The sequence below is a fragment of the Actinomadura chibensis NBRC 106107 genome (assembly GCF_001552135.1).
GTDB classification, from domain to species: domain Bacteria; phylum Actinomycetota; class Actinomycetes; order Streptosporangiales; family Streptosporangiaceae; genus Spirillospora; species Spirillospora chibensis.
Genome location: NZ_BCQP01000065.1, coordinates 67,074 through 75,391 on the forward strand (window position 1 = coordinate 67,074; position 8,318 = coordinate 75,391).

The 8,318-nt window shown below is 74.1% G+C and carries 8 protein-coding genes; 3 read left to right on the forward strand and 5 right to left on the reverse strand.

Translation table 11 applies throughout. The features are described 5' to 3' along the window. Nucleotides 1-67: 67 nt before the first annotated feature. Nucleotides 68-856 (reverse strand): S1C family serine protease, encoded by a 789-nt coding sequence (locus ACH01S_RS34095; RefSeq protein ID WP_246237197.1) that lies wholly within the window; start codon nt 854-856, stop codon nt 68-70. Between ACH01S_RS34095 and ACH01S_RS46305 the strand changes: the two genes are divergently transcribed. Then, nucleotides 801-1,385: a hypothetical protein gene (locus ACH01S_RS46305; protein ID WP_246237198.1), complete on the forward strand. Its 585-nt coding sequence runs from the start codon at nt 801-803 to the stop codon at nt 1,383-1,385. The genes ACH01S_RS34095 and ACH01S_RS46305 overlap by 56 nt on opposite strands. A 192-nt stretch (nt 1,386-1,577) precedes the next feature. Here ACH01S_RS46305 and ACH01S_RS34105 read toward each other — a convergent pair whose 3' ends face one another. The 4 genes from ACH01S_RS34105 to ACH01S_RS34120 all read right to left on the reverse strand — a co-directional run bounded on the left by ACH01S_RS34105 (nt 1,578) and on the right by ACH01S_RS34120 (nt 5,620). Then, on the reverse strand, nt 1,578-3,101 hold the full coding sequence (locus tag ACH01S_RS34105) for a sensor histidine kinase (protein WP_083981459.1): 1,524 nt from the start codon (nt 3,099-3,101) through the stop codon (nt 1,578-1,580). Continuing rightward, nucleotides 3,101-3,829, reverse strand: a complete 729-nt coding sequence (locus tag ACH01S_RS34110; RefSeq protein ID WP_067901600.1) for a response regulator transcription factor — start codon at nt 3,827-3,829, stop codon at nt 3,101-3,103. The genes ACH01S_RS34105 and ACH01S_RS34110 overlap by 1 nt, the downstream gene beginning before the upstream one ends. Before the next feature lie 170 nt (nt 3,830-3,999). Next, entirely contained in the window at nt 4,000-4,530 is a 531-nt protein-coding gene (def, locus tag ACH01S_RS34115) for a peptide deformylase (RefSeq protein ID WP_067901603.1), read from the reverse strand. 106 nt (nt 4,531-4,636) lie between these two features. Next, on the reverse strand, nt 4,637-5,620 hold the full coding sequence (locus ACH01S_RS34120) for a DivIVA domain-containing protein (RefSeq protein WP_083981460.1): 984 nt from the start codon (nt 5,618-5,620) through the stop codon (nt 4,637-4,639). Between the two features lie 323 nt (nt 5,621-5,943). On the opposite strand from ACH01S_RS34120, the gene ACH01S_RS34125 reads away from it, so the two are divergent. Both ACH01S_RS34125 and ACH01S_RS34130 read left to right on the forward strand, forming a co-directional pair. After that, nucleotides 5,944-6,477 carry a gamma carbonic anhydrase family protein gene (locus tag ACH01S_RS34125; RefSeq protein WP_067901606.1) on the forward strand — a complete coding sequence of 178 codons (534 nt, stop codon included), beginning with the start codon at nt 5,944-5,946 and terminating at the stop codon, nt 6,475-6,477. 100 nt (nt 6,478-6,577) lie between these two features. After that, nucleotides 6,578-8,318 (forward strand): hypothetical protein (locus ACH01S_RS34130; protein WP_157406345.1); only part of this gene is annotated, 1,741 nt, incomplete at its 3' end.

Consider the following 8,318-nt stretch of genomic DNA (forward strand, 5'->3'; position numbering starts at 1 on the left):
CCGGGTGAGGTATGCGGCCGCGCGACCCGTGCGGGAGGCCGCGCGGCCGCTCCCATCCCCCCGTTGGTCAGACCGACGCGCCCGCGATGATCGCGTCGGCGGCCTTCTTCGCCGTGTCCATCGGGATCGCGAACCCGACGCCGATGTTGCCGGAGCTGCTGCCCGAGGTGGCGATGGCGGTGTTCACGCCGATCACCTGCCCGGCGGCGTTGACCAGCGCGCCGCCCGAGTTCCCGGGGTTGATGGCGGCGTCGGTCTGGATCGCGTTGCTGATCACGGTCTGCTGCTGCTCGGAGAGCTGCCCGCGCAGTCCGGGCGGGAGCTGCGGCTGCTCGCCGCCCTCGCGCACCTCGCGGCCGAGGCCGCTGACGATGCCGGACGTCACCGAGCCGTCCAGGCCGAGCGGGCTGCCCACGGCGAGGACGGTGTCGCCGATGGCCAGGGTCCGGCTGTCGCCGAGCGTGGCCGCCTTCAGCCCGGACACGCCCTGCGCCTTGAGGACCGCGATGTCCCCGGCGCGGTCGGCGCCGAGCACCTCGGCGGGGGCCGTCCTGCCGTCGCTGAACTTCACCGACACCGCGCGGGCGCCGGAGACGACGTGCGCGTTGGTGAGGATCACGCCGTCCGAGCGGAGGATGACGCCGGAGCCGCCGCTCGTCCCGCCGGACACCCGCGCCTCGATCGACACCACGCTCGGCTGGACGGCGGCGGCGACCTGCGCGGTCGTGCCGCCCTTCGCGGGCACCCCGGACACGGCGGCCGGGCTCGCGTAGCCGGTGCCGTCGCGGGTCAGCGCGGTCGTGATCGCCGCGCCCGCGCCGCCCGCCGCGATCGCGAGCGCCGTCGCGACGGCCACCGCCGCGAGCTTCTGCCGGGCCGTCCCGAACATCCGAGGACGCTCGCCCGGCGACGACATCGAATATCCCGGCGGCGGCGGTGCCGCGGCCCCGAACGGCGCGGAAGACCCGGACGGCATCGAGGAGCCGAAGGGCATCGAGGGGCCGGAAGGCGTCGACGGCCCGGGAGGCGTCGAGGGGCCGGAAGGCGTCGATGAGGCGGAGGGCGTGGAGGGGCCGAAGGGCGTCGACGGGCTGGGAGGCGTCGAGGAGGCGGAGGGTGTCGACGGCCCGGGGGGCGTCGGTGAGGCGGAGGGCGTCGAGGGGGCGAAGGGCATTGAGGAGCTGGGCGGCGTCGAAGGGGCGGGGGGCGGGGTGTGGTCCGGGTTTTCCCAGGTGGGGTTCGTCCACTGGTCGTGTTCCGGGGTTCCGGGGTCCCACGGGTGTTGGGGTCGGTCGGCGTTCATCTGCATCCCCTGTCGTCTGGTCACTTTGGAGGATGCGTCCGGGGGCTCCACCGTCCCTGGATCTCACCTGAAAGTGTGCTGAACGCCGGACACCGCAAGAAAACCGCGGCCGGGAGGCGAGTCGGACTTGTCCCCGGCCGCGGTTCCGGTGTCGTGGCTGGCCAGGGCGCGGCCTCCCGGTCCCCGTCGAGATCGGGGCGCGCCCTGTGCGTCCTACCTAAGCGCAATTTCCTGAACGTTGCCTGAACGCCCCGGGCCCCGCGCGGGACGGCGGTCAGCCGTCGTCCAGGGGCAGGACAACCCGGAACGTCGCGCCCTCGCCCGGCGTCGAGTCGGCCTCCACGAGCCCCTCGTGCGCGGTGACGAGGGCGGCGACGATGGACAGGCCGAGGCCCGCGCCGCCGTCCTGCCGGGAGCGCGCCTCGTCGGCGCGGTAGAACCGCTCGAAGACCCGTTCCGCCTGGTCGGGCTGGAGCCCGGGGCCCTCGTCGGCGACCTCGACGACGGCGGCGGGGGCGTCGCGCAGCGTGCCGGGGGAGAGCCGCACCGAGACCGGCGTGCCGCCCGGCGTGTGCTTGACCGCGTTGTTCAGCAGGTTGCCGAACACCTGGCGCAGGCGCGGCTCGTCCCCCCGCACCTGATACGCCACACCGCCCTCGACAGACAGGTCGATCGAGCGCTCGGGTGCCAAGATCCTGGCCTCCTGGACACAGTCGGCGGCGACCGCGAGCAGGTCCACCGGACGCCGCTCGATCGGCCGCTGCCCGTCCAGCCGGGCGAGCAGGAGGAGGTCCTCGACGAGCAGGCCCATCCGGGACGCCATCTCCTCGATCCGCCCCACCAGCCGGTCGGTCTCCTCCGGGGTGCGGGCCGCGCCCTGCCGGTAGAACTCGGCGAACCCGCGGATCGCGGTGAGCGGGGTGCGCAGCTCGTGGCTCGCGTCCGCGACGAACCGGCGCATCCGCTCCTCCGAGTACAGCGCCGTCCGCTCGGAGTGGCGGGCCGCCGCCTCCGACTCGGCGCGGGCCCGGAACGCGTACTCGATCTGCGCCAGCATCACGTTCAGCGACCGGCCGAGGCGTCCCATCTCGGTCCGCGGATCGGCCTGCGGGACGCGCCGCGACAGGTCGCCCGCCGCGATCGCGCCCGCCGTCTCCTCCACCGCGGCGAGCGGCCGCAGGCTCGCCCGCACGACCCACACCCCGAGCCCGACCAGCACCGACAGCACCAGCAGCCCGACGATCGCGTCGATCGCGACGAGCCGTCCGACGGTGCGGTCGACCTCGTCCAGGCTGAACGCGAGGACGATGATCGTCCCGTCCGTGCCGGGGATCGGCTCGGCGAGGATCCGCCACGCCGCGTCGGAGCCGCCCGTGCCGCGCACCGTGAACGGGCGGTCGATCCGGCCGGACAGGTCGGCCGGGAGGTGCGGCGTGCCCGGCTCGCTCCACGCGTCGCTCCACCCCACGGCGCGGCCGTCGTTCGTGCGGATCTGCCCGTACATCTCGCTCGGGATCCGCACCGTGATCCGGCCGTCGCCGCTCCGCAGCTGCGGGACGACCTGCTCGATCGTCCGCCCGACTGAGCCGCGCAACTGGTCGTCGGCCCGTCCGATCAGGTAGTGGCGCAGGACGGACGCGCCCGCCGCGCTCATCACCAGCATCCCGAGCGTGACGAGCACGAGCATCCCGGCGATCAGCTTGACGCGCAGCGGCGTCCGGCCCCACAGCCCCGCGAGGCCGCGCGGCGACCACCCGGGGGGCCCGCCCGCCGCGGGCCCCGGGGCGAGCGTCGCCATCAGCCCGGTTTCGCGGGCTCGCGCAGCACGTAGCCGACGCCGCGCAGGGTGTGGATGAGCCGCGGCTCGGCGTTGTCGACCTTGCGGCGCAGCGCCGAGACGTACGACTCGACGATGCCCGCGTCGCCGCGGAAGTCGTAGTTCCAGACGTGGTCGAGGATCTGCGCCTTCGACACGACGCGCCCCGCGTTCGCCATGAAGTAGCGCAGCAGCTTGAACTCGGTCGGGGACAGCTGGATCGCGCGGCCCCCGCGCCACACCTCGTGGCTGTCCTCGTCGAGTTCGACGTCCGCGAACACCATGCGGGGCGGCGGCTCGCTCACCCCGCCCCGGAACCGCCGCAGCACCGCCCGGATGCGGGCGATGACCTCCTCCAGGCTGAACGGCTTGGTGACGTAGTCGTCGCCGCCGATCGTCAGCCCCTTGACGCGGTCCTGGACGGCGTCCCGCGCGGTCAGGAACAGCACGGGCGTGTGGTCGCCGCCGGAGCGCAGCCGCCGCGCGACGTCGAAGCCGTCGATGTCGGGGAGCATCACGTCCAGGACGATGAGGTCCGGCCGGTGCCGCCGCGCCGACTGCACCGCGTCCGCCCCGTTGGTGGCGGTGACCACGTCGAACCCGGTGAAGCGCAGGCTCCCGGCGAGGAGCTCCAGGATGTTGGGCTCGTCCTCGACGACGAGCAGGGTCGCCTCCGCCGGTTTGCCGCCGTTCGCCGTTCGATCAACCAATGGCACAGTCCCCCTCACAAGTTAGGGCGCAGGTTCGCATGCGAAGCTGAATGTCCCCTGAATGCGAGCAAAGGAACGGTTGAGAACGGGCTGAGCCGGAACCGCCCGCCCAGTACCAGGCTAAGGCCCAGGTCAAGGCCGGGTCAGCGCTGGAAAACGGTGAGGGGGCGTCAGCGGTCGAGCGCGCGGATCGCGCGCATCGCCTCCCGGCGCGCGTCGCCGGACAGGACGTCGATGTACACGTTCCCGTCGAGGTGGCCGCACTCGTGCTGGAGGCAGCGCGCGAAATACCCCGTCCCCTCCACGCGGACGGGCCTGCCCTTCACGTCGACGCCCTCGACGACGGCGTGCGCGTGCCGGGCCGTCTCGAAGTGCATCCCGGGGACGGAGAGGCAGCCCTCCGGCTCGACCAGCAGTTCCCCGTCGGCGGTGACGAGCCGCGGGTTGACGACGTGGCCGACGTGCCTGCGCCCCTTGTCGTCCTTGCAGTCGTACACGAACGCGCGCAGGCCGACGCCCACCTGGTTGGCGGCGACGCCCGCGCCGTCCTCCTCGTACATGGTGACGAACATGTCGTCGACGAGCCGCTCCAGCGCGGCGTCGAACGTCCGGACCGGGTCGCACTCGGTGCGCAGGACCGGATCTCCGAGGAGCCTGATGGGACGGGCCGTGCCCTGGCGCGTGTGGGTCCTCTTGCTCACGTCAAGATCCTATAAAAGACGCGGCGGTGCGCACCGGCCCCGTGAGAGCCGATGCGCACCGCCGCGCGCTGTCTGTCCCGCCTGACGTTTCCGGTGCTGGGGCGGGTTACAACTCGATCGGGCCGCGGGACTGCTGCGGCGGGACGGCCGGCGCCGCCGGGCCCACCGCGTCCTCGGCCGGACGCGGGGACTTCGGCGGCTGCGGGGCCGCGGACGGGGTCGCTGACGGCGCGGCCGACGGAGCCGACGACGAGGCGGCCGGGGCCTCGACGGCCGGTTCGGGCTTCTTCATGGACGGCGCGCTCTGCGGCGCGGGCGCGGCGGCGGGCTTGGCCGCGGCCGGGGCGGGCTTCGCGGGCGGCGGGGACGCGGGCTGCTTGCGCGGCGCGCTCTGCCGGACGGCGTCCTCGACCATCTTCTCCAGCGGACCGGCCTCGTTCTCCGCGGTGAGGAGGCGGTGCAGGGTGTCGCTGATCTCGGTGAGCCGCTGCAGGGCCTGCGTGTGGTTCTTGGTGAGCGCGGTGAGCCGCTGCGTCGCGCCCTCGTTGATCACGCTGGCCCGCCGCTCGGACGCGGTGAGGGTGCGCTCGGCCTCCAGCCGCGCGCTCGTCACCGTCTGCTCGGCCTCCTGCTTCGCGGACCCGAGGACGCTCTCGGACTCCTTCTTGGCCGTCGCGAGCACGTGCTCGGCCTTCTCCTGCGCCTGGGCGAGGTTCTTCTCGGCGTGCGCGCGCGCGTCGTCGATGATGCGCTTGGACTCCTGCTCGGCGTCCTTGCGGATCTCCGTCCCCTTGGCCTCGGCCTCGGCGACCTTGTCCTGGGCCTCGTCCTCGGCGAGGTTGATGATCTGGCGGAGCCGGTCGCTCAGGTCGTCGCCGGTCGGCTTGCGGGCCTCCCGGAGCTCGGCCATCTCGCGGCGGAGCCGCTCGGAGTCGTCCTGCGCGCGGGCGAGGCGGGCCTCCAGCTCACGGTGCTTCTGCTGGGCGCGGGCGATGTAGTCGTCGACCTGGCGGCGGTTGTAGCCGCGCATGACGATCTCGAAGGACTCTTCTTGGAGGAGGTTAGGCAGGATTTCGGCTTCGTTGCTCATGATGCCTTGGGGGGTCGTTGGCGGGGGTCGTCACCCCGTCAGGGTCGGTTGCGATCCTCACCCGCCGGTTGAGCGGGTCCACATGTGGAAACGTCAGGACGACTCTTGTCCGGTCCACCCCATTCGCGCAACCGGAACGCGCCTCTCGCTGCCGTTTCTTCACCTGGTAGAAGCGACAAACTATCCAATCTCTGGAGAATTCGCGCGATGGGCGGGCGTGTCGTCGAAGCGGATTCGACCCGACTCCCACCGGACCCCCACCGGCCGGTCATCCCGGGGGCCGTGTGCGGGGACGCGGCCGGGGCCGTCCTAGCATCGGCGGCATGAGCGGCGACACGAGGTACGTGGGAGCGTTGGGCGAGGACCGGCCGAAGATCGACCCGGACGCGTGGGTCGCGCCGGGCGCGGTCGTCGTCGGACGGGTGACGCTGGGCCGGGCGTCCAGCGTCTGGTACGGCTCGGTGCTGCGTGGCGACGACGAGGAGATCGTCGTCGGCGAGGAGTGCAACATCCAGGACCTGAGCTGCCTGCACGCCGACCCGGGTACGCCCGCCGTCCTGGAGGACCGGGTCAGCCTCGGGCACAAGGCGATGGTGCACGGCGCGCACGTCGAGACCGGCTCGCTCATCGGGATCGGCGCGATCGTCCTGAACGGCGCGCGGATCGGCGCCGGGACGCTGATCGCCGCCGGGGCGCTCGTCCCGCCGGGCCGGACGATCCCGTCCGGGGTGCTCGTCGCCGGGACGCCGGGACGGGTCGTCCGGGAGCTGACCGACGACGACCGGCTCGTCCTGCGGCACACGTCCGAGGTGTACGTGGCGAAGGCGCGGCAGCACCGCGACGCCGTCTGGCAGTGATCCCAGGCCCGCTCGCCGAGCCCATTGCTGACGCCCTGACCTGCGCGGACGCGACGATTGTCCAGAGGCGCGGCACCCCGCCCGCGTTCTGCTGACTACCATGACCAGCGTGGTGTGGGGACCGGGCTATGGCAGTGCTCCGCCGCCCAGCCCCCAGGCGGGGCAGGATCCGTTCGCGGAGGCAGAGCGGGACACGCGGGCGATGGTGGCCGCCGCGTGGTGGCCGTCGGCGCCGCCGCAGCAGCGCCAGCACGCGATCGGCGGCCGCATGCTCGTCCTCCCGGACGGGACGTGGTGGCTGTTCGGCGCGTGGGCCCGCTGGTACCGGCTGCACCCGTCGGACGGCCAGTGGTACCTGTGCCCGCCACCGCGCACGCCCGCCGTCCGGATGGCGGCGCGGCCCGCGCAGCACGGCGCCGGGCAGGTGCCGATGCTGCCGCCGCACGTGGTCCCGGCCGGGCCCGACTTCTCCTACGACCCGCCCGCCGGGCTGCCGTTCGTCGCGCACGGCTTCGCGACGGAGCTGACCGCGCGGGTCCGGGCGACGGTCGACTCGGCCGCCGCGCTGACCGCGCCCGACTACCCGCACGGCTGGCCCGAGTTCACCGCCGAGACGCCGTCCACGGTGGCGGTGGCGTGGGGCGTGATGCTGTGGTGCTCGTCCGCGCCCGCGTTCGACTCGCGGCTGGACGCGCAGATGCTCGACCTGTGGAAGCCGTACCGCGCGCGTCCGCTCCCCGAGGTGGACGGCCCGCGCTGGCTCACCCCGCCGCCGCTGGAGACGCTGGTCGGGCTGTACGCCGAGCGGCTGCGCGCGAGCCGGGTGGACGCGGCGGTCGTCGTCCTGCGGACGATGTGGGCCGTCGCCAGCGCGCTGCGCGACGACGTCCGGTTCCAGATCAGGGCGGACGCGCTGCTCGCCATCCTCGGCACCACGCTCGCCAACCCGACCGTCGACTACGGCGCCCTGCCGTACGGGGACCAGGCGATCGTCCAGCAGTGGCTGACCCGGTGCCCGCCGAACCTGGTGCCCGCGCTGCGCAACGAGAGCTCGCCCGGCGACAACTTCCGGCACGCCTTCTACACGCTCAGCGAGCTGATCGCCGAGCTGTCCGGCGATCCCGCCGAACCCGCCTACGTCGAGCCCCGGCTCGTGGCCGCCGCGCTGCTCGCCGCCGACCTCGACGTCGTCCGCAAGGACATGGTGGGCACCATCGTCCCCTGGCTCGACCCCGAGATCCGCTACACGGTGCAGGCGGTGTCGGAGCAGAAGGGGCATCCGCTTCGCCGGCTGTGGCCGCAGGACATGCGCCTCCCCGAGCCGCTGCGCTCGGCCGCCGGGTCGGGGCCGGGCGCGGAGTCGCTGCTCGCCGCGATGTACGAGGTCGACCTCGCCTGGTGCAGGCTCGGCGGGATGCCCGCGCGGCCGCGCGGGTTCCCCGTCCCGACCGCGGTCATCGCCGGGATGATCGGACGCGGGCGGGCCCGCGCGACGGGCGCCGTCCCGGCCGCGACGCCGCCGCCCGTCCCGGCGCCGCCGCAGCCGAACCCGTTCGTGATGCAGAGCCAGCCGGGGCTCGCGCCGGGCGCGTCGCCGCAGCCCGGGACGCCGTCCGGGGCGGACCGCCCGTTCGTGCAGCCGCCCGCCCAGCCGGGCTGGGAGAACGCGCCGGGTCCGGCGGGGCCGGGCCCCGGGCCGGGGCAGCAGGCCGCGTTCGCCTCCCCAGACCCGCTGATCGGCGGCTCGCCGCCCATCGAGGACGACGGGGGCGACGCTCCCGCCGCGCCGCCCTACACCGAGCTGGGCTTCCAGCGTCCGGGCGCGGCCCCGCCCGCCCCGA